Below are 24,313 nucleotides of genomic sequence, written 5' to 3'. Positions count from 1 at the left end.
CCTCAGGCACGTCGAGCCGGTGCCTGGGCCAGACGGCCCGAAGCATCGAAAACGAATAACTTGTGAGTCGGGATATAGACGCGGATGGGCGAGTCGACGTGGTAGTCGTGAACCCCTTGCAGGTGCAGCACCAAGCTGAGGTGCTCGTTCCGCACATGGAGAAAGGTTTCAGAACCGCTGATTTCGGCCAGCTCGACGGTGCCAGACACTTCCAAATCATCATCGTTGGAAGGCACCAGCCCGATATGACTGGGCCGAATCCCGAAGTGATACTCGCCTTTGTCCAGCCCGCTCAGATCGGTGTTAAGCGGGAAATGCATGCAGTCTTGAAAACTGACCTCGTTCGCCGCGATTCGCCCTGCCAACAGATTGATCGGTGGCTCGGAGAACAGTTCGGCACTGAGCACCTGGCTGGGACGGTGATACACCTCCGACGTCGGCCCGCTCTGAATTACTCGACCTTCATGCAATACGGTCGCTGTTCCGCCTAGCGCCAAAGCCTCGTTCGGCTCCGTGGTCGCATACACAGCGATGCTGCGGCGAGTTTTAAACAGCTCACGCATTTCCTGGCGGAGCTCTTCGCGCAATTTGTAATCAAGGTTCACCAGCGGCTCGTCAAACAGGACCAGATCAGCGTCCTTTACCAACGCCCTGGCCATTGCAGTACGTTGCTGCTGCCCCCCGGAGAGTTCCAGCGGGTGTTTCTTCAGGAAGGCTTCGATGTGCAGCATCTCGGCGGTTTCGCGCACCTTGCGCTCGATCTCGGCTTTACTGAATCCGGCCTGTCGCAACGGCGAAGCGATGTTCTCGTACACGGTTAACGTCGGATAGTTGATGAACTGCTGGTACACCATCGACACGTTGCGCTTGCGCACCGGAACCCCGGTTACGTCGGCGCCGTTCATTAGGATTCGCCCCCGAGTCGGCTTGTCGAGCCCCGCCATGAGTCGCATCAGCGAGGTCTTGCCCGACAGGGTTCGACCGATCAGCACATTGAACGAGCCAGGTTCGAAAATGAGGCTGGCGTCGTCGATATGCAGCTGGCCATCGACAGTTTTAGTGACGTGTTCCAGGGTGAGGGACATGCCGCATCCTTCTAGTTGTTATGGAAGGATTTAGAGCGATATCCGTGCCAGCTACGCTAGACCGCTCTAGCCCGTGGCAATTTGTTTCAGGCCGCTGTTGTTTAGTGTTCAAAATGAACAGTTGTGAACATTGACAGTGAACAAAAATGAACAAGACTGTTCATGGCACCGACGGTGACAAACACCAAAAACAACAAGAACGTACCGCGATAGAGAGGCGACATGGCCAACCCAGCCCAGCCCATCTCACACCAGGCTTTGGTAAAAGGCTCGTGGAGCCGTTGCGAACGCTACGGACTACATCCGCTCAGCATCCCCAGCTTTGGCGACCCAGCGGAGAGAGACGTCAATGCCCTGCTGGAACGTCAGCGAAACCTGGTCCAGACCACGCAGCGTGAAGTGCTGCCTTATTACGAGAACATCCTTTCGAATTCGAGCTGCCTGATTCTGCTTGCCGACAGCGGCGGACAGTTGCTTGAGTCATGGGGTGACAGGCGCTTCGTCGAACCCGCGCAGCAACGCGGATTCAAGCCGGGCGCCAGCTGGATGGAGCGAGATACTGGAACCAATGCGATCGGCACCGCACTGGCCAGCGGGCAAGCCGTGCATATCCAACGTGACGAGCACTTCCTCCAGGCCAACCGATATCTGTCCGGCGCGGCGTCGCCCATTTACGACGCGCAACGACAGCTGATCGCGGTGCTCGACGTGTCCAGCGACAGCTACCTGCCGCCATCGCACACGCTGGGCATGGTCAAGATGATGAGCCAGTCGGTTGAAAACAGGCTTATCTTGAATCTGTTCCGCGGTGATTATTTCCAGCTGACGTTCAATACCGGCCAGGACAATCTTGATAGTCAGTGGGCCGGTCTGTTGGTCTTCGACGAGTCGGGGCTAATCGTTTCAGCCAATCGACGTGCAGACAATTTGCTGGGCTTGGCGCTTACTCGTAGCCGCATCGACAGGCTGTTCGACGTCCCGCTGCGGCAGCTGCTCAGCCAGCCCGAGGACCAGCCGCTGCTGCTGCGGACAGCGGGCAATCATCGCTTTCATGGCCTTGTTCGACGCCCCCAGAAGCCGCGTATTCAGGCCCGTGATTTTCGGACACCGGATAGCCGACCGGAACATATCATCGACCTGGCAAGCATCGATCAGGGCGACCCGCAGGTTCATAAGGTGATTCGCCAGGCTCAGCTCATGCTCGAAAAGGACATTCCGATTCTAGTGAACGGCGAAACGGGTGTCGGAAAGGAAGTGCTGGTCAAAGCACTGCATGCGGCCAGCTCACGGGCGAACGCCCCGCTTATAGCCGTGAATTGCGCAGCGATTCCCTGCGAGCTGATCGAGTCCGAACTCTTCGGCTACGAAAAAGGTGCATTCACCGGCGCGCACCAGAAAGGCAGCCTGGGCCTGATCCGCAAAGCAGATGGTGGTGTGCTGTTCCTCGATGAAATCGGCGATATGCCGCTGAGCTTGCAGGCGCGTCTGTTGCGTGTTCTGCAGGAACGCAGCGTCCAGCCGCTGGGCGGCGGTGAGCCCTACTCAGTCGACTTTCGATTGATCTGCGCAACTAACCGTTCGCTACGTCAGGAAGTCGAAAAGGGTCGCTTTCGTCAGGATTTGTTCTACCGGGTCAGCGGCCTCGGCGTCGAATTGCCCCCACTCCGCGCGCGTTATGACAAGTACGCCCTTTTCCAACGGGTATGGGAACAGCACCGTGAACCACATCAGTGGGCCGGTCTCAGTCCAGAAGTGCTGCGCCTGTTCGACAGCCACCCTTGGCCGGGAAACATCCGTCAGCTGAGCAGCGTTGTGCAGGTCGCGCTAGCGCTGGCCCAGGACCAACCGATCCGAGTGGAACATCTACCGGATGATTTCCTTGCCGATACGGACGTAAGGCTGACGGCTCAAGGTAGAACCGGGGCCTCCGCCTCGACAAGCGAAACAGTGCTGTTTCCAATGCTTGCGAATGAGCCTCTGCGGGCTCAGTTCGAAGCCTGTCACGGCAACGTTTCGCACTTGGCCCGGCATCTCGGTGTGAGCCGCAACACCTTGTACAAGCGTTTGCGCGCCGAAGGGTTGTATCCGACATAAGCGCGTTGGTCAGCCAGGCTTCCCAGGTAGGCTAAAGAGCTGATAGGCCGTGGAGCCGCAGCTAGCTGTGCAGATGGTGGTCGCAGTGGCCACGGCCCCTGCAGACGACAGACGAAAAAACCGCACTTCAGGGATAAAAGCTGACGTGCGGCCTTAGTAGCGGATACGAGTTACTCGCCAAGACGCCAGGTCGTGCCGCCCTTCCCGTCTTCAAGAACCACACCCATAGCCGTCAGTTGATCGCGAATCCGATCGGATTCAGCCCAGTTCTTATCGGAGCGAGCCTGAAGGCGTGAAGCAATCAGTGCTTCCACCTGGGTGGCATCCACCTTGCCCTCAACCCCGGCCTGCAAGAAGGTGTCGGGATCCATCTGCAATATGCCGAGCACGCTAGCCAGCGCTTTGAGCTGCGCAGCAAGGCCGGACGCTGCCTGCATATCCGTATCGCGTAGACGGTTGATCTCGCGAACCATTTCGAACAGCACCGCGCACGCTTCGGGTGAATTGAAGTCGTCATCCATTGCCTCGCCGAAGCGAGCCACGAACGTATCGCCACCCTGAGCGGTGGCCTCAGGCAGACCTCTGAGTGCGGTATAGAAGCGCTCAAGGGCCCCCTTGGCTTCTTTCAAACTGTCTTCTGAATAGTTGATCGGGCTACGGTAGTGGCTTGAGACCAGCAGGTAGCGCACCACTTCCGGCTGGTATTTCTCCAGCACTTCGCGAATGGTGAAGAAGTTGCCCAGCGACTTGGACATCTTCTCACCATCAACCCGGACGGCGCCGGCGTGCATCCAGGCATTGGCGTACAGCTTGCCGGTTGCCGCTTCACTCTGTGCGATCTCATTCTCATGATGCGGAAATACCAAATCAGGACCGCCGCCATGAATGTCGAAGGTCTCACCCAGGCAGCAGGTTGACATGACCGAGCACTCGATGTGCCAGCCCGGACGCCCTGCGCCCCAAGGCGACCCCCAACTCGGCTCTCCCGGTTTGGCGGCCTTCCATAGCACGAAATCCAACGGATCCTCTTTGGCCTCGTCGACCTCGATTCGCGCGCCAATCTTGAGGTCTTCTATCTTGCGCCGCGACAGCTTGCCGTAGCCGACGAACTTGCCAACCCGGTAGTACACGTCACCATTGCCCGGTGCGTAGGCAAAGCCCTTGTCGATCAGGGTCTGGATCATGCTGTGCATGCCAGCAATATGGTCGGTTGCGCGAGGCTCGATGTCTGGACGTAGCACGTTGAGCCGTGCTTCGTCCTCATGCATCGCAGCGATCATGCGTCCGGTGAGCGCCTCGAACGTCTCGCCATTGTCCTGGGCTCGCCGGATGATCTTGTCGTCGATGTCAGTGATGTTGCGCACATAGGTCAATTCGTAGCCACGCTGGCGCAACCAGCGCGAAACGACATCGAATGCCACCATGACCCGTGCATGACCGATATGACAGAAGTCATAAACGGTCATGCCGCAGACATACATGCGCACCTGATTAGCGATCAGAGGCTTGAGCGGCTCCTTGGTTTTGGTCAGCGTGTTGTAAATCGCCAGCGCCATTACTGGCCTCCCCAGGAATCACGCAGCGTCACGGTCCGGTTGAACACCATTGCGTCGGGCCGGCTATCTTTGCGGTCAACGCAGAAATAGCCTTCGCGCTCGAACTGGAAGCGATCCTCAGCTTCGGCAGAGGCCAACGACGGCTCGGCGCGGCAACCCTTCAACACCACCAACGACTCAGGGTTGATGTTGTCCAGGAAGCTGCCGCCATCTTCATCCTTCTCGGGATTGGCCGAGCGGAACAGACGATCGTACAAACGCACTTCGCATTCGACGCTCTCAGCAGCCGGCACCCAGTGAATGACGCCTTTGACCTTGCGACCCTCCGGGTTCTTGCCCAGCGTGTTCTCGTCGTAGGAGCAGCGCAGCTCAACAATGTTGCCTTGCTCGTCCTTGACCGCTTCATCCGCACGAATCACGTAGCTGCCACGTAGGCGCACTTCCCCACCCGGAACCAGGCGTTTGAACCCGGCCGGAGGTACTTCTTCGAAATCGGTGGCATCGATATAAATCTCCCGCGAGAACGGCAGCTGGCGCACGCCGATGTCCTGCTTCGGATGACGAGGCAGCTCGAGCGTCTCGGTCTTGTCCTCAGGATAGTTGGTGATGACCACTTTCAACGGCTTGAGGACGCACATGGCACGAGGGGCATTGGCGTCCAGGTCTTCGCGAATGGCGAACTCGAGCATGCCCACATCCACTACACCGCCGGCGCGATTGACCCCGATCATGTCGCAGAACGTGCGAATCGACGCCGGCGTGTAGCCACGACGACGGTAGCCGCTGAGCGTCGACATGCGTGGATCATCCCAGCCACTGACGTGTTTTTCGTCCACGAGCTGCTTGAGCTTGCGCTTGCTGGTGATCGTGTAGTTGAGGTTAAGCCGCGCGAATTCGTACTGACGCGGACGTGCCGGAACCGGGAGATTTTCCAGGAACCACTCGTAGAGCGGGCGGTGGTCTTCAAACTCAAGGGTGCAAATCGAGTGAGTGACGCCTTCTATGGCATCCGACTGACCATGGGTGAAGTCATAGCTTGGATAGATGCACCAGTCGTTTCCGGTCTGGTGGTGATGCGCATGGCGGATCCGATAGAGGATCGGGTCGCGAAGATTCATGTTTGGCGAGGCCATGTCGATTTTGGCCCGGAGTGCCTTTGCGCCGTCCGGAAACTCGCCAGCTTTCATCCGCGCGAACAGGTCCAGGTTTTCTTCCATGGAACGGTCGCGGAACGGACTGTTCTTGCCCGGTTCGGTCAGGCTGCCGCGGTACTCTCGGGCCTGCTCGGATGTCAGGTCGCAGACGTAAGCCTTGCCCGCTTTGATCAGCTCGATGGCCCAGTCATGTAGCTGCGAAAAATAGTTGGAGGCATAACGCTCCTCCCCAGCCCACTCGAAGCCGAGCCACCGGACATCGCTTTTGATTGCATCGATGTATTCCTGATCTTCTTTCGCCGGGTTTGTGTCGTCGAAACGAAGATTGCACTCGCCACCAAATTCTTTCGCCAGGCCGAAGTTCAGACAGATCGACTTAGCATGACCGATGTGCAGGTAGCCATTGGGCTCCGGTGGAAAGCGCGTCACGATCTTCGCGTGCTTGCCTGATTGCAGGTCGGCCTGAACGATCGGGCGGAGAAAATTTGTGGCTGCGGTAGTCTCAGGCTTGCTCATGGTGTCCTTAACGATCTGCGAGTGCGCGCCTCAGGGTAGGCCCGCCAAATGTCGGGTAGGGACAGGCCATTACTGGCCCGTCCCCCCCTAAGAACCGTACGTGCGGCTTTCACCGCATACGGCTCAAGTTTACGAAAAGTCAGCTGATGGCTGACCGGCAACAATGTCGCGTGATCTTAACATTCCAGACCACCGTATCGCAGAGTTACCTTTTCACGCTGGCTATGCACCAGCGCATGGCAGTTGGGATGAAGCAGCACACGGTTCCTCAAAGTATCCGTCCCGCCGTCCACACGCCTGATGACGTGATGGTCGTGCCAACCGGTTTCCTTACTGATCGCATGCCCGCACAGGGCACAAAGCCCCTTCTGTCTGCGAAAGATATTGAGTATCTGCCCCCGATAACGCAGCTTGTGCTGCATCCGTTGGACCCTCAACGCCTCCCACTTCAGCTCATGCGCCGCGTCGTAGGGCTGATACTCACCCGGTAAACGCTTGTGGCGCACGATTGCGGTTTCCGCCAGCTTGTACAGCCGTCGGTAATGCCTTTCTCCCTTGCCATTTTTGTAGGGATGCGCAAACACCCAGTTCTGCCCGCCTATGGATCGGAAGTATTTATTCCTGATCCATTCAGCCGACTTCTTCGAATGCCTCCGCTTCGCCCACCTCCAGAGTCGCCAGAAAAGAAGGCTATCCAGCTTACTGAAGGCTTGTTTTGCCACGACCGGGGAGTGGTATTGCGCCCACCCCTTCAGTACCGGGTTCAGCTGGCCGATCAACGCATCCTGCGTCAGGGCCCCGCTGTTTTTGATGATTTCCCGCACTTTCCGATAGAACGCCGAGGCGTTCTTCTTCGAGGGTTTGATCAACAGCTTGGCGTTCCTATGCAGCGATTTCGGCACGTACTTCCTGAAATTCCACCCCAGAAAATCGAAGCCTTGGTGGATGTGCGTGATCTGCGTTTTTTCCCGTGACAGCGCAACCCCTCGTACCGACAGGAATTGCTCCACCCAAGGTTTGACCTCCTCTTCCAGCAGCTCTTTCGAGGCAGCCGTGATGACAAAGTCATCCGCATAGCGCACACACTGCACTTTGAGCTTCTTGGCTTTTTTGGGCCCCAACTTCTGCACCAGATGGCGCTTCAGCTGGGTTTCCAAGCCATTCAGGGTGGCGTTAGCCAGACAGGGTGAGATGATCCCTCCCTGCGGCGTCCCGGCCTCCGTAGCCATGAGTTGTCGCCGGTCGATAAACCCGGCCCTCAACCACTTGCGCAGCACCGTCTTATCCATCGGGACATTCCGGCACAGCCATTCATGGTTGATGTTATCGAAGAAACCTTTGATGTCGCCTTCCAGAATCCAGACTGGCGCCGTTTGCGGCGACAGCAGGTGGAAAAGCTCGACCATTGCGTCAGCAGTCGAACGATCCGGACGAAATCCATAGGACTTCGGATCGCTGGTGCTTTCCACAACAGGCTCCAACGCTTGCAGATACAGCGCTTGCATGGCCCGATCCAACATCGTCGGGATGCCCAGCGGGCGCTTCTCATACTTTCCAGGCTTCGGTATCCACACCCGCCGCAGCGGCTTTGGCCGATAACCTCGTTGTTTCGACAGACGTCCCACAGCATGGAGCTTGGCCTGAGGCGTTCCCCAGGTTTCTCCATCGACACCCGGCGTCTTGCGACCCCGGTTCTCCGTGACTCGCCTTACGGCCAGACAGCGGCCATAAAACGAGTGGGTCAGCAGTCGTTGCAGGCGTTTAACCCTGCGCCAGTCGCTTTCCCTCGTTGCCTGCGCAATCTTTAGCTGCGTTTTCCGAACGGATTGTTGAATCCTGGCCCAATCGAGATCGTGCCAGTTCGTCATTCCGCCAGAAGGCGCAGAGGCGACCGCTATTGCTGGTTGCGTTTTCATACAGTCCTCCTGATATGCACGACATTCAGGACGGACTACTCCCCTATGGGCAGTAGTCGCCCATAGGGTCGTTTGGTTATCGCTGGAATCAGCGGCTCTTCTTGCGCTCGTAAACCAAATGCACGTCAGCCAGGGTTGCCCCTGCCGGTAATGTCTCAACCGGTATGCAGCCCATTACAGGCGGCCCTTCGCTTTTTGCATCCTCCCATTCCCCACACCCATCAGCGCCCCTTGCGGTTTGCCTGCCTGACCGATACTGCTGGCCAGGCGAGTGGTCGGGATTGCCACGTTCCCCGAGCCGCATCAATTCCCCGTTTAGGCTTCGTCTATCCCCCGACAGTTGTGTGGTACCGCATCACAAGCTTTGACTGTGATGCCAACTGCTGTGCCGTTTGGCTGAGGCCAATAATTGCCGTAGGCCCGTCGATAGTTACGAGGGTTCTGGCGACGATTCACATGCGTTAGCCATGCGGGTTGGGTCATTAGCCTCGTTACGTCCGTGCAATTCGGACGCATAGCGTTCTCCGTCACCGGATAACACCCTCTAAATGAGCAAGACATTGTTAATCGGGCTTCACACCCCAGGGTTGGCCCCTGACGCATGCCGATCTAATGAACTGGCGGGTACACGCCAGGCTCGGTACTCCCTTTACAAGCAGAGTTGAGCAATGCGATTCGGAGCTTGACGCTCCGTACTTGGTTCAACGTCCCCCAACGTCTCACGACGGTGATAAAGGCGCTATGCCGAACGAGAGGGACGAATTTCTACCCTAAGGGCAAAATTCACCCTCAGGCTTAGACATTATTTGTAACAATCCAGGCGGACCGGAGAGCTACTTTCTGGTTTTCTACACCCATTCTTAACCCATTTAGGGTATGAACTGATGCAGATTTCTTGCCTAGCTTCGTCAGAACGCATAGCGTCCGAAGCTAGGATTACCAGGCAGAGCCGGGTACATTGACTGCTGTTTTAAGCATTAACCCCTTGATAGCAAAGGATTTGGAGCTATGGTGCAGTGAACCAGACCAAGCACAACACGTACACACGTGTCGCACCAAAGCGCTTATCATAGCGGACCCGTCAACCCCCTGACAGAGCAAAGCGCCCTGCCGCGCTATGCGCCGTAGCCGCGAGTCTTCGGGGCCGTCACGCCGGTCGCGTTGCCGCGACACATGTTTCTCCCTCATTTAGGAAGGCTTTCAATGATCAAGCTGCATACCAATCATGGCGTCATCACCGTCAAGCTGTTCGAAGACAAGGCGCCGGAAACCACCGCCAACTTCAAGGAATACGTAAAAAGCGGTCACTACGACGGCACTATCTTTCACCGCGTGATCAGCAACTTCATGATCCAGGGCGGCGGTTTCGAGTCGGGCATGAAGCAGAAAGCCACCCGCGGCCAGATCAAGAACGAAGCTAACAACGGCCTTTCCAACAAGACCGGCACCCTGGCCATGGCACGCACCATGGAGCCGCACTCGGCCTCTGCGCAGTTCTTCATCAACGTTAAAGACAATGATTTCCTCGACCACACGGCGCCGACCGTTCAAGGCTGGGGCTACACAGTATTTGGCGAAGTGGTCGAAGGCATGGACGTAGTTGAAAAGATCAAAGGCGTGCCCACCACGATGAAGTCGGGCCATCAGGACGTTCCGGTAGAAGACGTCGTGATCGAGAAAGCCGAAGTCGTCGAGTAAATCGCATTGATCCTGTTGATCTCAGATCTGCATCTCGAAGAAAAACGCCCGGAGATTACCCGGGCGTTTCTTCGTTTCCTCGAGACTCGCGCAATCGAAGCCGAGGCACTCTATATCCTCGGTGACTTTTTCGAAGTCTGGGTCGGCGATGACGGCATGACTCTCTTTCAGCATGAAATAGCCCGAGCGCTGAAAGCGCTGAGTCAGCATGGGACGCGCATCTATCTGATGCACGGCAATCGCGACTTCATGATCGGAAAAGCGTTTTGCCGCGAGGCCGGATGCACGCTGCTGGCCGACCCGCATATCGCGCAGCTCGCTGGCGAGCGCGTGTTGTTGATGCATGGCGACAGCCTATGCACGCGTGACGAAGGCTACATGCGGCTACGCCGCTGGCTGCGAAACCCGGTAAGTCTCTTCATCCTGCATAACCTTTCGCTTGCCAAGCGTCAGAAGCTGGCGAAAAAGCTGCGTTCCAGCAGCAAGGAAGAGACGCGAATGAAGGCCAGCGATATCGTCGACGTAACACCCGACGAAGTGGCGAGCATCATGCAACGCTACAAAGTCCGAACCTTAATTCACGGCCACACGCACCGGCCAGCAACCCATTCGTTGCAGATCGATGGTCAAGCAGCAATTCGGATCGTCCTGGGTGACTGGGATCGCAAGGGTTGGGCGTTACAGGTCGACGATTCAGGTTTTCACCAGGCTCCGTTCGACCTGAACTGATCAGTCAGGCGGCGCTCGGTACGCCGCTGTGAAAGCGAAACTCACTGTCTGGGCTTTCGATCAGCTCACGCTCACGTTCACGCACGCGGACAACGGTTGCCTCGATGTCCGCCGCCTCTCCATAGAGGTAAGCCAGCTTCAGGTAATCCTGAAAATGCCTCGCTTCGGACTTCAATAGCCCGTGATAGAACCGCCCAAGTTCTTCGTCCAAGTGCGGCACCAGCATCGCAAAACGCTCACATGAGCGCGCCTCGATAAACGCACCAATCACCAACGTATCGGTGAGCCGGTAGGGTTCGTGGTTGCGCACCAACTCGCGCAAACCGGCCGCATAACGGGATGAGCCGATATTGCGCAGACTGATTTCACGCTTGCGGATGATCGAGAGCACCTGCTCGAAATGTCGCAACTCCTCCCTGGCCAGGCGCGACATCTTGTTCTGCAGATCCGGCTTATCGACATAGCGAAACATCAACTGAAAGGCAGCGCCAGCAGCCTTCTTCTCGCAATTGCCATGATCGATCAACATCACATCCTGGTTGTGCAGCGCAACGTCGACCCACGCCGAAGGTGTCGCACAGCCAAGAAATTCATTCAGTTCGGGGAGCATGAGGTCTTGGTATTCATGAAGGAAATGAAAGAGGCGAACAGCACGAAGTCGCTGGGCCGCCGCGCATTATACGAGCCCAGCAAGTAACGGCCAGCACTGCTTGATATAGGTCAGTGGCTGCCCTGAAGCCCTTGTCTATAGTGAAACCATCTGATCACCCAAACGGAGCCGATCATGCAAGCCATACGCTGTATCCTCGTGGTAATTGACCCAAAACTTTCCGAAAATCTGGCACTAAAAAGGGCGCGATTGATTTCCAGCGTCAGCCAGTCCCGGCTGCACTTGCTGATCTGCGACGCCAAACAGGATCACAGCAGCTATCTTGAGCGCTTGCGCCAAGAACTCGAAGATCAGGGCCACGTCGTTACGGCTCGGCAGGCCTGGCATGAAAACCTGCACCAGACCATCATCAGCGCTCAGCAAGCCGAAGGCTGCGGCCTGGTGATCAAACAGCACATTGCCGATAACCCGCTGAAACGCGCCCTGCTGACGCCCGATGACTGGAAGCTATTGCGTTATTGCCCCTGCCCGGTGCTGATGGTCAAAACCGAAGCGCCCTGGACGGGCGGCAACATTCTGGCCGCAGTGGACGTCGGCAATGCTGACATCGAACACCGCACGCTTCATTCCAGCATCATCAATTACGGCTACCAGATTGCCTCGCTTGCCGAGGGCACACTGCATGTGATCAGCGCTCACCCTTCAGCCATGCTGTCCTCCGCTGATCCTGCGTTCCAGCTCAAGGAAACGATCGAAGCGCGTTACCGCAACGCCTGCCGGCAGTTTCAGACTGAGTTCGACATCCCTGACGGCCACCTGCATATCGAGGAAGGGCCCGCAGACGCCTTGATCCCGCGCGTCTGCCACCAGCTTCAGGCTGCCGTAACGGTCATCGGCACTGTCGCCCGCACCGGATTGTCCGGGGCCTTGATGGGCAATACCGCCGAGGTCGTGCTCGATACATTGGAAAGCGATGTGCTGGTGCTGAAGCCAGAGGACATCATCGACCACCTTGAGGAGCTCGTAGCGCAGCGCTAGGCTCATCAGCACAGCCGAGGCTGGATATCGCCTTCCTCGGCTGTATTGAATGCCTAGCGAGCCATGTCCTGAACAAATCGAGGGGCGATGTAACGCTGGTAATGCGCTTCGGAAAGGAGAAAGAACTCCCGATCGATTGCATCACGAAGCTCAGGCAAGGACCAATCACGAAACTCCGGCAGCAGCACGACGCCATAGGCTTCGAGCTGCTGAATCACGCGCGCGCCGCGGGCGATCAGTTGATAGGCCCAACAGTAGGGTGACTGGTCGGCAACGAAGCGGATCTGTCGGCTCTCCAGCTGAGAACGCAACAGTGGCGCATCGAAAACCTCCAGCTTTGCCGCCATCACTTGCGCTAGCAATACCTCCAGGCGCTGCCAGACCGAGCGCTTGACCTCTTCGCTATAGCCATTCCAGCTCACCACTTCATGATGAAACCGTTTGCATCCACGGCAGACGAGATCGCCGTAAACGGTGGAGCAAAGGCCTACGCAAGGGGTTTTGATTCGCTGATTGGACATGACGGACGATGAATCGAAGGACAGCGCCGCATCTTAGACTTTTGTCCAAGCCGGGTCACTGACCAATCCGGACCATGCCTCAAAAAGAGGGTCTGCAGCCCACAGATTGCGGGCCTAAGCCGAAACTGCGACATGTCCGTTGGCGGCCTCGCCATCGCTGTGCCCTGGCGTTTCACTTAACTTTGCGGGCACGTTCCAGTAGAATCGGCCCGCCGTTTTAGGCGCCATAATCCGCAAGAAGCTGTTTTCAAAGCGTCACGAGCACAGTTGACCGGCTACTTTCCGGGTGCGCAGATCCCTCTAACCTGCGTACCCGGCATTAAACCCGGCGTAAAACTTTGAAAACAGCTTCCGGATGCGCGTCCCGAGACACCCATGGGACCAATGATGAGGGTATAAAACTGTGCTTGAAGCCTATCGCAAACACGTAGAAGAGCGTGCCGCTCAGGGCGTCGTGCCCCAGCCGCTGAACGCCGAGCAGACCGCAGGCCTGGTCGAACTCCTGAAAAATCCGCCAGCTGGCGAAGAACAATTCCTCCTCGACCTGATCACCAACCGCGTTCCCGCGGGCGTGGACGAAGCCGCCTATGTCAAGGCTGGATTCCTCGCCGCTATCGCCAAGGGCGAAGCCACCTCACCGCTGATCAGCAAGCAGCACGCTGTTGAACTGCTGGGCACCATGCAAGGTGGCTACAACATCGTCACGCTGGTCGACCTGCTCGACGACGCAGAACTCTCCGACACTACTGCAAAAGAGCTGAAGCACACCCTGCTGATGTTCGACGCGTTCCACGACGTTGCTGAGAAAGCCAAGGCTGGCAACGCAAACGCCAAAGCCGTTCTGCAGTCCTGGGCTGAAGGCGAGTGGTTCAAGAACCGCGCCCCGGTTGCCGAAAAAGTCACCTTGACCGTATTCAAGGTCACCGGTGAAACCAACACCGACGATCTGTCGCCGGCTCCTGACGCCTGGTCGCGCCCTGACATCCCGCTGCACGCCCTGGCGATGTTGAAGATGGCTCGCGACGGCATCACCCCTGACGCTCCTGGCTCGGTCGGCCCGCTCAAGCAGATGGAAGAACTGACTACCAAAGGCTTCCCGATCGCCTACGTGGGCGACGTGGTGGGTACCGGTTCTTCCCGCAAATCGGCTACAAACTCGGTGCTATGGTTCTTCGGTGATGACATCCCCAACGTACCGAACAAGCGTGCCGGCGGTTTTTGCTTCGGCACCAAGATTGCTCCGATCTTCTACAACACTATGGAAGACGCCGGCGCACTGCCAATCGAGTTCGATTGCTCCGATCTGGCCATGGGCGACATCATCGATGTCTACCCCTACAAAGGCGAAGTACGCCGCCACGGCAGCGATGAGCTGGTCACCACCTTCGAGCTGAAGACCGACGTCCTGCTCGACGAAGTTCGCGCTGGCGGCCGTATTCCGCTGATCATCGGTCGTGGCCTGACTGAGAAAGCACGTGCCGAGCTGGGCATGGGCCCAACGGACCTGTTCAAGAAGCCCGAAGCCCCTGCCGAGAGCGACAAGGGCTTTACCCTGGCACAGAAGATGGTCGGTCGCGCCTGCGGTCTACCGGAAGGCAAAGGCGTCCGTCCGGGCACCTATTGCGAACCGAAGATGACCACCGTCGGCTCCCAGGACACCACTGGCCCGATGACTCGCGACGAGCTGAAAGACCTGGCTTGCCTGGGCTTCTCCGCCGATCTGGTCATGCAGTCCTTCTGCCACACCGCGGCTTATCCGAAGCCGATCGACGTCACCACGCATCACACCCTGCCGGACTTCATCATGACCCGCGGCGGCGTTTCCCTGCGTCCGGGCGATGGCATCATCCACAGCTGGTTGAACCGCATGCTGCTGCCGGACACTGTCGGTACCGGCGGTGATTCGCACACTCGCTTCCCGATGGGCATCTCCTTCCCGGCCGGCTCCGGCCTGGTCGCCTTCGCCGCTGCCACTGGCGTCATGCCGCTGGACATGCCGGAGTCGGTACTGGTCCGTTTCAAGGGCAAGATGCAGCCTGGCATCACGCTGCGTGACTTGGTTCATGCGATTCCCTACTACGCGATCCAGAAAGGTCTGCTGACCGTCGAGAAGAAAGGCAAGAAGAACATCTTCTCCGGCCGTATTCTCGAAATCGAAGGCCTGAACGACCTGACCGTCGAGCAAGCGTTCGAGCTGTCTGACGCTTCTGCCGAGCGTTCCGCTGCGGGTTGCACCATCAAACTGCCGGAAGCTGCTATCGCTGAGTACCTGCAGTCGAACATTACCCTGCTGCGCTGGATGATCAGTGAAGGTTACGGTGATGCTCGTACGCTGGAGCGTCGTGCTCAGGCCATGGAAGCTTGGTTGGCCAAGCCGGAACTGCTGGCTGCCGATGCTGACGCCGAATACGCCGAGATCATTGAGATCGACCTGTCCGAAGTGACCGAGCCTGTGCTCTGTGCACCCAACGACCCGGACGATGCGCGTCTGCTCTCGACCGTTCAGGGCGAGAAGATCGATGAAGTATTCATCGGCTCGTGCATGACCAACATTGGTCACTTCCGCGCCGCTGGCAAGCTGCTGGATAAGGTTGAAGGTGCTCTGCCAACTCGCCTGTGGCTGTCTCCGCCGACCAAGATGGACCAGCACCAGCTGACCGAAGAAGGCTACTACGGCATCTACGGCCGTGCCGGTGCACGCCTGGAAATGCCAGGTTGCTCGCTGTGCATGGGCAACCAGGCACGGGTTGAGACCGGCTCGACAGTGGTCTCCACGTCGACCCGTAACTTCCCTAACCGTCTGGGCGATGCGACCAACGTGTACCTGGCTTCTGCCGAACTGGCAGCAGTCGCCTCGATCCTGGGTCGCCTGCCGACCGTTGAGGAGTACATGGTCTACGCTGCTCAGATCGACACCATGGCGGCTGATGTCTACCGCTACCTGAGCTTCGATCAGATTGCCGAGTTCCGCGAGTCTGCGGCCAAAGCAAAGATCGACGTGGTCGCTGTCTGATGTTCTGACGCGTCACGCAGGCAAAACAAGCGCCCCGACTGGTTCGGGGCGTTTGCTTTTACGGAGTGTCATGCAACTGCCGACAGACCTATGCGACAATGGCGCCCAATGTCTGGCATCAACCCCCGCATTTCTTCTAACAACTCGCCATAATGCGCCGCGGCTGCCGCTACTGCCTGTCCGCCGGGTCACTTCAGACTCCGCAGTATCGCGCACCATTTAGCACCATCTGCAAGCTCCAAGTTATTGATAGGTAAACCCCTTTGATCTCCACCGCTAACATCACCATGCAGTTCGGCGCCAAGCCGCTGTTCGAAAACGTGTCAGTCAAGTTCGGCAACGGCAATCGCTACGGCCTGATCGGGGCCAATGGGTCCGGCAAGTCCACCTTCATGAAAATTCTCGGTGGCGATTTGGAGCCATCGGCCGGTCAGGTCATGCTCGAACCGAACGTGCGCCTGGGTAAGCTGCGGCAGGATCAGTTCGCCTACGAAGACTTCAATGTCATCGACACGGTGATCATGGGTCACGAGGAACTGTGGAAGGTCAAGGCCGAACGCGAACGCATCTACTCGCTGCCTGAGATGAGCGAAGACGACGGCATGGCGGTGGCAGAACTGGAAACCGAGTTCGCCGAGATGGATGGCTACACCGCCGAGTCCCGAGCTGGTGAGCTGCTGCTGGGCCTGGGTATTCCGCTGGATCAGCATTTCGGCCCGATGAGCGAAGTTGCACCCGGCTGGAAGCTCCGCGTGCTATTGGCGCAGGCGCTTTTCTCCGATCCGGAAGTGCTGCTGCTCGACGAGCCGACCAACCACCTGGATATTCACACCATCCGCTGGCTGGAAAACATACTCACGGCGCGCAACAGCACCATGATCATCATTTCCCACGACCGGCACTTCCTGAACAGCGTGTGCACGCACATGGCCGACCTGGACTACTGCGAGCTGCGCCTGTTCCCTGGTAACTACGATGAGTACATGACCGCGGCTACTCAATCTCGCGAACAGCTGCTATCGGATAACGCCAAGAAGAAGGCACAGATTGCCGAGCTACAGACTTTCGTCAGCCGCTTCTCGGCGAACGCCTCGAAGGCCAAGCAGGCCACTTCACGCGCCAAACAGATCGACAAAATCCAGCTAGCTGAAGTTAAACCATCCAGCCGCGTCAGCCCTTTCATCCGCTTCGAGCAGACCAAGAAGCTGCATCGCCAGGCGGTAACCGTGGAAAACGTTGCCAAAGGCTTCGACGGCAAAACGTTGTTCAAGAACTTCAGTTTCACCGTCGAGGCCGGTGAGCGCGTCGCTATCATCGGCCCCAACGGCATTGGCAAGACGACCCTGTTGCGCACGTTGGTTGGCGAGCTGCAGCCCGATGCCGGTGCGGTGAAGTGGACCGAGAGTGCCGAGCTTGGCTATTACGCCCAGGACCACGCAGATGATTTCGAGGACGACGTAACCCTGTTCGACTGGATGAGTCAGTGGACGCAAGGCGGCGAACAGGTCGTGCGCGGCACCCTCGGCCGCATGCTGTTCTCCAACGACGAGATCCTGAAGTCGGTTCGGGTGATTTCCGGTGGTGAACAGGGCCGCATGCTGTTCGGCAAGCTGATCCTAAAGAAGCCCAACGTGCTGCTGATGGACGAACCGACCAACCACCTGGATATGGAATCGATCGAGGCGCTGAACCTAGCGCTGGAGAACTATCCGGGCACGCTGATCTTCGTCAGCCATGATCGGGAATTCGTTGGCTCTCTGGCGACCCGTATCATCGAGCTATCCGACTCGGGCGTGACCGACTTCAGCGGCACCTATGACGACTACTTGCGCAGTCTTGGCGTGTTCTAAACCTCGTTGAGGTAACGAAACGCCCCGCAACCGCGGGGCGTTTTTGCATCGACAAACCGTCAGCGCGTACGACTCGGTCAATGCTCAAATTTCTAGCAACAACCGATACAGCCGCTGGACATATAGGTAGTCGAGCCATGCGAGCTGATGCACGACGACGATCAGCCAGAACACCAGCTGGAACGACAACTTGCGGGTCTTGTGGCGAAACGCTTGTTGAGCAATCAACGCCCCCGGCCAGCCACCTAGCTCAACCAGATGCAGGCGAGCCTCGGGCGTACGCCAGCCGCGACGCAGTGCGCTGCGCTTGTCGTGCAGGTAAAAGCCAAAAGCCAACAGGCTACCCAAGAGATAGGCATAGAGCGGCCAGTAACTACCCTGCCCCGCCAAACGAGTAAGTCCGAGCGCCGGTAACAGACAGAGCAGGACGAGCCCTAGGAGCTTCGGTAGCAGCCACCTTATCGACCCATTTTGCCGTGGCCGCGCTTTGGGCTTAGCGCGTGCCTTGAAGCTTCTATTTTGTGCGGACTGGATCGCTACCGCAGGTGGTTTTCGTCGAATCGCCGGCTCGTCTAGAGACAGCCCCGAATCCAGACGGATATGCGTGGCACCCAGGCGCCCGTTCTCGTCCCGTTCGCTGATATAGAGCACCCGGTCGCCCTGCGCCGGGCGGCGAGCGCCGCGCATAGCCGAAATATGCGCGAAGATTTCCTCGCTACCCTGTTCCGGCCGAATGAAACCGAACCCCTTCTGATCGTTCCAGCTTTTCAGCTGACCGCGTAGTTCCATGGCATGTGACCCGGCGGGCAAATCGGGGATTCTAGCCGCTTCCCTTTGGAGCTACGAGCCGCAAGCAGCTATCGGGCAGGGATGTAGCGGCGCTCAAGAAAACTGAGAAGCAGCCTATTGACCTGCTCGGGCTGCTCGCTCTGTATCCAATGGCCACAGTCTTCGATGAGATGCTGCTCGAGGTCCGGTACCCAGCTGGGCATTTTCTGCAGCGTATGAGCTTCCAGAGTGCCGACCGGGTCCTTGTCGCCTAGTAGGAAAAGCGCAGGCTGCTCCACCTTGCGCTCGGCTAACGGTGCAGTGCGCTCCCAGTTCCGCTCGAAATTGCGGTACCAGTTCAGTGCACCATGAAAGCCGCGTCCCTCGAACGTAGCGACGTAGACGGCGAACGCGTCCGAGCCGCACCAAGCCGGCGGAGCGCCCGGGTCTTGCATGCCTTGATAGAGCGAACTGCCGACCGGCTTGTCCTGCAGGAACAAATCCTTGGGGACCGCTGCCGAGGTGTTATGCATCATCATCCGCAAAGTACGCGGAATGTCCTGATCAAGCTCGGCCTCGGCAACGCCGGGCTGCTGGAAATACAGAATATAGTTGAAGCGATCGGCGAACTGGCTACGGATGATGTCGATCGCGGGTCTCTTCGGACGGCCGCCATAAGGTACCGCCATAGCCGCGACAACGTTGACTCGCTGCGGCTCGAGCAAGGCCAGATGCCAAGCCACCGGTGCGCCCCAATCATGGCCCACAACCGCTACCGAGCGGTGACCAAGCAGGTCCATTGCCGCCTGGATGTCCGCGCAAACGGTTATCAGGTCATAGCTGGCGATATCATCCGGCGCGCTGCTTTGGCCATAGCCGCGCATCTCCGGAATCACCACACGGTAGCCTGCATCCGCCAACGCCTGGATCTGATGACGCCACGAGTACCAGCTTTCGGGAAATCCGTGGAGCAACCAGATCACCGGGCCTTGCTCAGGCCCGGCGCAGTAAAGGCTGAGGGTGATGCCATTGATGGGCAACAGTCGGTGTTCGAATGCGTGCACAGGGCACTCCTCTGCTGTGTGCGTTGCGCGTCAGCCCGCCGCGGTACTCCAGTCGATCAAGCTGAACTGCCAAGTAGCCAAGATGATGATGCCGAAGATGATCCGGTACCAGGCAAATGCGGCATAGCTATGGTTGCCTATAAATTTCAACAGGGCGCGCACCGCCAGCATGGCGAAAATGAACGAGGTGATGAACCCAATCGCAAAGATCGGCAAGTCCCCAGGCTGAAACAGGTCGCGGTACTTGTAACCGGAATACACTGCGGCACCGACCATAGTCGGCATGGCCAGAAAGAACGAAAACTCGGTGGCCGCCTTGCGGGACAGCCCAAACAACAGCCCACCGATGATTGTCGCGCCGGACCGTGAAGTGCCGGGGATGAGCGCCAGACATTGCGCGAAGCCAACCTTCAAGGCATGGGACCAGTGCATATCGTCGACGGTTTCGGCCTGTACTTCATGCTGGCGCTTCTCTGCCCAGAGCATCACGACCCCGCCAATGACCAGCGCCGTCGCTACCGTGATCGGATTAAACAAGTATTTGTGAATGAGATCAGCGAAGGTAATTCCCAGCACTACCGCAGGGAAGAACGCGACCAACAGATTCCCGGTGAACTTCTGCGCCTGTTTCTCCCTTGGCAAACCAACGATCACATCGAAAATCTTACGACGGTACTCCCACACCACCGCCAAGATCGCACCCAACTGGATGATGATGTTGAACGCGAGCGCCCTCTCGCCGCCAAACCCAATCAGATCGGCCACGATGATCTGATGCCCGGTGCTGGATATCGGCAGAAATTCTGTAATGCCTTCCACCACCCCAAGAAGCAACGCCTGAAAGGCAATCCAAAGGTCCATCTATTCCCCAATAACGGTGCAACTCACCGCGGCTGAATACAACAAAGGTATATGTCAGATAGCCATCTGAGCGCTGTTCTGACTCGCTTGAGGCGAGTAAATTCATTGAGCCGACACGGCCGCCCTCATCTTTTTTCAGCAACGGCCGAAACCCTATGCATGGGCCATGACAAACAACCACTGCCATAGCTGATTTTCAAGGCAGGCCGTGTCGCCGCGCTCCACCCCTCTATTCGAATAATAAAGAACACAAGTATCAACAGGAGCATACAACCCTATGAATCTGCTACGAAATCTTCCAATCAGCAAGCGTCTCTGGCTGATTCCGCTAGTGGCGGTTGCCATGCTCTTCGTGCTTGGCCTGCTGATGATTCAGCAGGTTCGTACCGACCTGTACCGGGGCAAGCAGGTCATGACGCAAAACATCGTCGAGACGGCGCGCGGCGTGCTGACCTACTATCAGCAGCTCGAAGCCAGCGGAAGCATGACGACCGCCGAGGCGCAGAAAGCCGCGATGGACCAGGTTCGCATGATTCGCTATGGCCAGAATGACTACTTCTGGATCAACGACATGCAGCCGGTCATGGTCATGCATCCGATAAAGCCGGAGCTAGAGGGACAGGATCTCTCCAAGGTCAAAGATCCGAACGGCAAAGCGCTGTTCAACGAAATGGTCAAGGTAGCTCAACTCAAAGGAGCTGGCCTGGTTGACTATCAATGGGCGAAGCCCGGCGAAAAAGACCCTGTGCCGAAGATCTCCTACGTCGAACTATTCAAGCCATGGGGCTGGATTATCGGTTCGGGAATCTATGTCGACGATGTCGAGGCGGAATTCCAGAACTATCTGGTGCGTTTCTCGCTCATCGGTATGGCAATCGCTGCGCTGATGGCCGTACTGGTCGCAATTCTTATCCGCAGCATCACACAGCCGCTGCGTCACTCTATGCAGGCCATGGCCAACATCGCCAGCGGTGAAGCCGACCTGACGCGGAATCTTGACGTATCGGGTAATGACGAACTGACCACCCTTAGCCGCGACTTCAATACATTCACCCAAAAACTACGCACAGTGATCGGCCAGTTGTTCGAAACCTCCGACTCACTGGAATCCTCCTCTAACGCCTTGGGGGGGCTGGCCGGGCAAGCGCACAAGCAAAGTCAGCAACAATCGCAACAGATGGAGCTGGTCGCTACTGCCGTCAACGAGGTGACCTACGCCGTTCAGGAAGTGGCAAAGAATGCCGAGCAGGCATCGAACGAAGTGGGTGACGCGGAGAAGCAGGCTGGGTTGGGGCAGCGGAATATCGAAGCCAGCCTGCAGCAAATAGATCAGCTTTCGATCACCATTAACGAAGCTGTCGGGGTCATACAATCCTTAGCGGACGAAACCACGAAGATCGGGTCAGTGCTTGAGGTCATTGGATCGATTGCCGATCAGACCAACCTCCTCGCGCTGAACGCAGCGATTGAGGCTGCCCGTGCTGGCGAACAAGGCCGCGGTTTTGCTGTAGTGGCCGACGAGGTTCGCCTGCTCGCGCAACGCACCCAGACCTCAACGGCTGAGATTCACACGATGATCGAGCGCTTGCAGAAGAATTCGGGCGCTGCAGTTACCGTGATTATGGAAAGCAGCCGAGCATCCCAAGCCACCGTTGAACAAGCCAGCCAAGCCGGAGCCAGCCTCGTTCAGATTGCCCAGGCGCTGCGCAACCTGTCGGGGTTGAATGCCTCGATAGCCAGCGCAACACTGCAACAGACCCACGTCGTTGAAGACATTAATCAGAACGTTACCCAGGCAGCCGGATTGGCTCAGCAAAGCACCCACGCGGCGGAACAATCGAGTGCGGCGGGTGAGCGACTAGGCGAGCTGGCCGAGCAATTGAATCGTCTGCTCAAGCAGTTCAAAGTCTAGCCAAGCCCTACAAGCGGACTTTGTATACAACGGCCAGCTCCCGAACCGGAGCTGGCCGTTTTCTTTTGCCACGCCGGTTGCGGCTTTTCGCCACAGCGCAAAGGGGGGTAGATTGATGGGCTCTAAGATGCATTGCTCTTAGCCCAACCAGCAAAGCCAACGAAAACAGATAGTTAGACCGAGATTAAGCCGACCATCCAAGTTGCGCCTAATGCTAGACCTTTGGCTAATTGCAAAAAAAATCACAAAACACGAAACGACCCTGTGACTTATCAGTCCTCTGTGTACATCAATGGATATGTAAGGCCAACGCCGGCAGCCTGGCGGCAGGCTCAATATCCGATTTTTGGTTACCACACAGAGAGACATGCCTGATGAACAGCCCGCTTCGCTTCAACGACGCCCTCCTTATCACTGACCGTGCGTTCAAGCCGTTCCAGTGCGTCGCCTGGACGCTGCTCGAAGGCAATGGCGAACTCAGCATCACGGTCATGGATGGCAGCGAATCGCGCACCGTAGGCCATTGCAAATTGGCGAGCAACGTCTACTCCGACCCGATCAAGCTCGGTCAGTCGCTGGAGCAAGCACGCGCCGATCTGAGTCGTCAGGGCATGCATCTCGCGCCTTGGCAGATGCCTGAGTAAGTCACTCCTTCTTGATAAGGCCCGGTTGCGCAAGCGCCGGGCCTTTTTCGTTGCATTTCGCTTGGCCACCAATGATGGCGCCGCTAGGAAAAACGGACCCATTCGATTGTTTAACGGTCCCAGCAATAAGCGAATAAACGAAGGAGTGATCCATGAAAGGTGCAGAAGCCTACGTCAACGATCAATGGCACAGCAGCGGACTGGCCGATTTGCCGGAGGGTGTCCAGGGCCATTGCGTTTCTCTGAAGTTCATCATCCCTCGCGACACACAGTCCACAGGGCTGATCACCCATATCCGTGATGTGGCGCAGAAACGTCTGAGCGAATTTTACAAAGACCGCCAGGTGACACACAGACCGGTACAGGGCTCGGTCGTGGGAGACGGCAGCGGCGATGGGATAAACCTCGTTTTCGACGTCGCACCGGCGAAATAAACAATCCCCTCGGCGAAGCGTGCTGATGACTGCTCAACACCGTGCAGTTGATGAAGCCAGGCGCATCAGCGCGATGTCCTTCTTGGTCTGCCGTGCAACCTCTCAGCCGACCATGAGGACAGCAGGTTCTCGCTACGAGTCACAACGCAGCGGGTGACTAACCCCTGTCGATTTCGCATATCGCGCGGTCCACGTACGCAACACCTAATCGCCTTGCTGGCTTGCTGGAGAACGCCCGGCTCCAACTGAGCAAGAATGGCGTCCAGTTAAGCGCGTGGTCTACGCCTGCGCAGCCCAGCGTGACGGGAACACGTCGAGCTCGTAAGCATCGTCCGTACAGCCGACTGGTCTTTACACTGCCACCAATAGCCTCAGCATAATCGGGCGGGGCGTGCTGATCGTTAGGCTGTGTCAACGAGAAGCGTTGCGCGGTCGCACCAAACCGTGCACACCGGCGCTCGACACGCGGTCCGAACCCCTTTCAGTTGCGTCGGTCTCTTATTGAGACAAGCACTGTGCCCTCCCTTTCAGCACAGCTGCCTTTCTCATCCGCAACCCAGGAGTATTTACATGATCGGAGACTATTCCTCGATAAATGACCATCTGGAAAGTGCACGACGACTCGCCGACAGCGCAGAAACCAAGGCAGACCCAGCTATCTATCGAGAGGCAATTGACGAACTGGTTGCCGCGATAAGGCTGTTGATGCGTAACAGCCAGGAAAGCGAAGACTGACTACTGCCATGAATCCTGCGAGCTCGCCACCATCTACCAAGGGATAGCCTGGCTGCAGTCATCTTAATATTCGTTAATGCGGCCAGGCTTTGCCATGCTGGGCTGTGGTCCTTTT

The 24,313-nt window shown here is 57.6% G+C and carries 19 protein-coding genes; 10 read left to right on the top strand and 9 right to left on the bottom strand.

Annotation, left to right across the window (positions count from 1 at the left end; genetic code table 11):
• Positions 1–2: 2 nt before the first annotated feature.
• A complete protein-coding gene (locus ACIGHL_RS07155; RefSeq protein WP_128121291.1) occupies positions 3–1,085 on the bottom strand; it encodes an ABC transporter ATP-binding protein in 1,083 nt (360 codons plus the stop codon).
• A 222-nt stretch (positions 1,086–1,307) separates the two neighbouring features.
• Between ACIGHL_RS07155 and ACIGHL_RS07150 the strand changes: the two genes are divergently transcribed.
• Positions 1,308–3,179: a sigma-54-dependent Fis family transcriptional regulator gene (locus ACIGHL_RS07150; protein WP_128121292.1), complete on the top strand. Its 1,872-nt coding sequence runs from the start codon at positions 1,308–1,310 to the stop codon at positions 3,177–3,179.
• 170 nt (positions 3,180–3,349) lie between these two features.
• Here ACIGHL_RS07150 and cysS read toward each other — a convergent pair whose 3' ends face one another.
• The 3 genes from cysS to ltrA form a co-directional block, all read right to left on the bottom strand.
• Positions 3,350–4,735, bottom strand: a complete 1,386-nt coding sequence (cysS, locus tag ACIGHL_RS07145; RefSeq protein WP_128121293.1) for a cysteine--tRNA ligase — start codon at positions 4,733–4,735, stop codon at positions 3,350–3,352.
• Positions 4,735–6,405, bottom strand: a complete 1,671-nt coding sequence (locus ACIGHL_RS07140; protein ID WP_128121294.1) for a glutamine--tRNA ligase/YqeY domain fusion protein — start codon at positions 6,403–6,405, stop codon at positions 4,735–4,737. Before ACIGHL_RS07140 ends, cysS begins: the two co-directional genes overlap by 1 nt.
• 176 nt (positions 6,406–6,581) lie before the next feature.
• A complete protein-coding gene (gene ltrA / locus ACIGHL_RS07135) occupies positions 6,582–8,321 on the bottom strand; it encodes a group II intron reverse transcriptase/maturase (protein ID WP_255961581.1) in 1,740 nt (579 codons plus the stop codon).
• Positions 8,322–9,524: 1,203 nt separating this feature from the next.
• Between ltrA and ACIGHL_RS07130 the strand changes: the two genes are divergently transcribed.
• Together ACIGHL_RS07130 and lpxH are read left to right on the top strand one after the other, a co-directional pair.
• Positions 9,525–10,019, top strand: a complete 495-nt coding sequence (locus ACIGHL_RS07130) for a peptidylprolyl isomerase (protein ID WP_128121295.1) — start codon at positions 9,525–9,527, stop codon at positions 10,017–10,019.
• A 6-nt stretch (positions 10,020–10,025) separates the two neighbouring features.
• Positions 10,026–10,748 carry a UDP-2,3-diacylglucosamine diphosphatase gene (gene lpxH, locus ACIGHL_RS07125; RefSeq protein WP_128121296.1) on the top strand — a complete coding sequence of 241 codons (723 nt, stop codon included), beginning with the start codon at positions 10,026–10,028 and terminating at the stop codon, positions 10,746–10,748.
• A 4-nt stretch (positions 10,749–10,752) separates the two neighbouring features.
• On the opposite strand, the gene ACIGHL_RS07120 is transcribed toward lpxH, so the two are convergent.
• Positions 10,753–11,358: a MiaE family protein gene (locus tag ACIGHL_RS07120; protein ID WP_128121297.1), complete on the bottom strand. Its 606-nt coding sequence runs from the start codon at positions 11,356–11,358 to the stop codon at positions 10,753–10,755.
• Between the two features lie 174 nt (positions 11,359–11,532).
• On the opposite strand from ACIGHL_RS07120, the gene uspL reads away from it, so the two are divergent.
• Positions 11,533–12,396 carry a universal stress protein UspL gene (gene uspL, locus ACIGHL_RS07115; protein WP_128121298.1) on the top strand — a complete coding sequence of 288 codons (864 nt, stop codon included), beginning with the start codon at positions 11,533–11,535 and terminating at the stop codon, positions 12,394–12,396.
• 53 nt (positions 12,397–12,449) lie between these two features.
• On the opposite strand, the gene ACIGHL_RS07110 is transcribed toward uspL, so the two are convergent.
• The gene (locus ACIGHL_RS07110; RefSeq protein WP_045427522.1) at positions 12,450–12,917 is read right to left on the bottom strand and encodes a DUF1289 domain-containing protein; all 468 of its coding nucleotides are present in this window, start codon (positions 12,915–12,917) and stop codon (positions 12,450–12,452) included.
• A gap of 403 nt (positions 12,918–13,320) precedes the next feature.
• Here ACIGHL_RS07110 and acnB point away from each other — a divergent pair, with 403 nt between their 5' ends.
• Complete coding sequence (acnB, locus tag ACIGHL_RS07105) at positions 13,321–15,930, top strand: bifunctional aconitate hydratase 2/2-methylisocitrate dehydratase (protein ID WP_128121299.1); 2,610 nt, start codon at positions 13,321–13,323, stop codon at positions 15,928–15,930.
• 263 nt (positions 15,931–16,193) lie between these two features.
• Positions 16,194–17,780, top strand: a complete 1,587-nt coding sequence (locus ACIGHL_RS07100) for an ABC-F family ATPase (RefSeq protein WP_045427527.1) — start codon at positions 16,194–16,196, stop codon at positions 17,778–17,780.
• 84 nt (positions 17,781–17,864) lie between these two features.
• On the opposite strand, the gene ACIGHL_RS07095 is transcribed toward ACIGHL_RS07100, so the two are convergent.
• The 3 genes from ACIGHL_RS07095 to ACIGHL_RS07085 form a co-directional block, all read right to left on the bottom strand.
• Positions 17,865–18,569, bottom strand: a complete 705-nt coding sequence (locus ACIGHL_RS07095; protein WP_128121300.1) for a DUF1294 domain-containing protein — start codon at positions 18,567–18,569, stop codon at positions 17,865–17,867.
• Between the two features lie 68 nt (positions 18,570–18,637).
• Positions 18,638–19,612 carry an alpha/beta fold hydrolase gene (locus ACIGHL_RS07090; RefSeq protein ID WP_128121301.1) on the bottom strand — a complete coding sequence of 325 codons (975 nt, stop codon included), beginning with the start codon at positions 19,610–19,612 and terminating at the stop codon, positions 18,638–18,640.
• Between the two features lie 30 nt (positions 19,613–19,642).
• A complete protein-coding gene (locus ACIGHL_RS07085) occupies positions 19,643–20,473 on the bottom strand; it encodes an undecaprenyl-diphosphate phosphatase (RefSeq protein WP_128121302.1) in 831 nt (276 codons plus the stop codon).
• A 277-nt stretch (positions 20,474–20,750) separates the two neighbouring features.
• Between ACIGHL_RS07085 and ACIGHL_RS07080 the strand changes: the two genes are divergently transcribed.
• From ACIGHL_RS07080 to ACIGHL_RS07065, 4 genes are all read left to right on the top strand, one after another.
• Complete coding sequence (locus tag ACIGHL_RS07080) at positions 20,751–22,385, top strand: methyl-accepting chemotaxis protein (protein WP_128121303.1); 1,635 nt, start codon at positions 20,751–20,753, stop codon at positions 22,383–22,385.
• Between the two features lie 374 nt (positions 22,386–22,759).
• Positions 22,760–23,029, top strand: a complete 270-nt coding sequence (locus ACIGHL_RS07075; protein WP_128121306.1) for a hypothetical protein — start codon at positions 22,760–22,762, stop codon at positions 23,027–23,029.
• A 152-nt stretch (positions 23,030–23,181) separates the two neighbouring features.
• On the top strand, positions 23,182–23,463 hold the full coding sequence (locus ACIGHL_RS07070) for a hypothetical protein (RefSeq protein WP_128121307.1): 282 nt from the start codon (positions 23,182–23,184) through the stop codon (positions 23,461–23,463).
• 570 nt (positions 23,464–24,033) lie between these two features.
• Positions 24,034–24,198 (top strand): hypothetical protein, encoded by a 165-nt coding sequence (locus ACIGHL_RS07065; RefSeq protein WP_164863208.1) that lies wholly within the window; start codon positions 24,034–24,036, stop codon positions 24,196–24,198.
• The last annotated feature ends 115 nt before the right edge of the window (positions 24,199–24,313 follow it).

This window comes from Pseudomonas sp. NPDC077451 (genome assembly GCF_044543345.1).
Classification (GTDB): Bacteria; Pseudomonadota; Gammaproteobacteria; order Pseudomonadales; family Pseudomonadaceae; genus Stutzerimonas.
The sequence above is the reverse complement of the archived record's forward strand: the minus strand, read 5'-3'. Positions and strand labels throughout refer to the sequence as shown.

Bases quoted from the DNA above. Each gene is read 5' to 3' on its own strand.
- ACIGHL_RS07070 (WP_128121307.1), top strand. From the start codon at position 23,182: ATGAAAGGTGCAGAAGCCTACGTCAACGATCAATGGCACAGCAGCGGA.
- ACIGHL_RS07075 (WP_128121306.1), top strand. From the start codon at position 22,760: ATGAACAGCCCGCTTCGCTTCAACGACGCCCTCCTTATCACTGACCGT.
- cysS (WP_128121293.1), bottom strand. From the start codon at position 4,735: ATGGCGCTGGCGATTTACAACACGCTGACCAAAACCAAGGAGCCGCTC.
- ACIGHL_RS07140 (WP_128121294.1), bottom strand. From the start codon at position 6,405: ATGAGCAAGCCTGAGACTACCGCAGCCACAAATTTTCTCCGCCCGATC.
- ACIGHL_RS07130 (WP_128121295.1), top strand. From the start codon at position 9,525: ATGATCAAGCTGCATACCAATCATGGCGTCATCACCGTCAAGCTGTTC.
- ACIGHL_RS07120 (WP_128121297.1), bottom strand. From the start codon at position 11,358: ATGCTCCCCGAACTGAATGAATTTCTTGGCTGTGCGACACCTTCGGCG.
- ACIGHL_RS07155 (WP_128121291.1), bottom strand. From the start codon at position 1,085: ATGTCCCTCACCCTGGAACACGTCACTAAAACTGTCGATGGCCAGCTG.
- ltrA (WP_255961581.1), bottom strand. From the start codon at position 8,321: ATGAAAACGCAACCAGCAATAGCGGTCGCCTCTGCGCCTTCTGGCGGA.
- ACIGHL_RS07110 (WP_045427522.1), bottom strand. From the start codon at position 12,917: ATGTCCAATCAGCGAATCAAAACCCCTTGCGTAGGCCTTTGCTCCACC.
- uspL (WP_128121298.1), top strand. From the start codon at position 11,533: ATGCAAGCCATACGCTGTATCCTCGTGGTAATTGACCCAAAACTTTCC.
- ACIGHL_RS07065 (WP_164863208.1), top strand. From the start codon at position 24,034: ATGATCGGAGACTATTCCTCGATAAATGACCATCTGGAAAGTGCACGA.
- ACIGHL_RS07085 (WP_128121302.1), bottom strand. From the start codon at position 20,473: ATGGACCTTTGGATTGCCTTTCAGGCGTTGCTTCTTGGGGTGGTGGAA.
- ACIGHL_RS07080 (WP_128121303.1), top strand. From the start codon at position 20,751: ATGAATCTGCTACGAAATCTTCCAATCAGCAAGCGTCTCTGGCTGATT.
- ACIGHL_RS07095 (WP_128121300.1), bottom strand. From the start codon at position 18,569: ATGGAACTACGCGGTCAGCTGAAAAGCTGGAACGATCAGAAGGGGTTC.
- ACIGHL_RS07150 (WP_128121292.1), top strand. From the start codon at position 1,308: ATGGCCAACCCAGCCCAGCCCATCTCACACCAGGCTTTGGTAAAAGGC.